The 312-nt window shown below is 61.2% G+C and carries 1 protein-coding gene; it reads right to left on the bottom strand.

Annotated elements, in window-relative coordinates:
* On the bottom strand, positions 1 to 312 hold a 312-nt coding region (locus tag M5B96_RS32490; RefSeq protein ID WP_248801267.1), incomplete at both ends, for an AMP-binding protein.

Genomic DNA, 312 nt, shown 5'->3' with positions numbered 1-312 from the left:
GCCACACCGGCGCCACCGATGTAGATTTCACCCGGAACACCCAGCGGCACGGGCTGTTGCTGCTCATCCAGCAGGTAGAACTGGGTGTTGCCGACTGGCTTGCCGATATGGGGAGCGAAGCCGTCTTCACGGTCCATCGCCACCCAGCTTGAATAGGTGGTGGTTTCCGAAGGGCCGTAGAGGTTGCACAGGCGTTGCACGCCGGTCTTCTCGAACAAAGCCTCTACCAGACTGCGCTTCAGCGCCTCACCTGCAACGTTGACCGTATGCACCGACGCCGGCAGCCCATCCACTTCCAGCAAGGCTTTGAGG

This window comes from Pseudomonas sp. MWU13-2105 (assembly GCF_023242315.1).
Classification (GTDB): domain Bacteria; phylum Pseudomonadota; class Gammaproteobacteria; order Pseudomonadales; family Pseudomonadaceae; genus Aquipseudomonas.
This window is presented reverse-complemented; position numbering and strand designations above follow the sequence as displayed.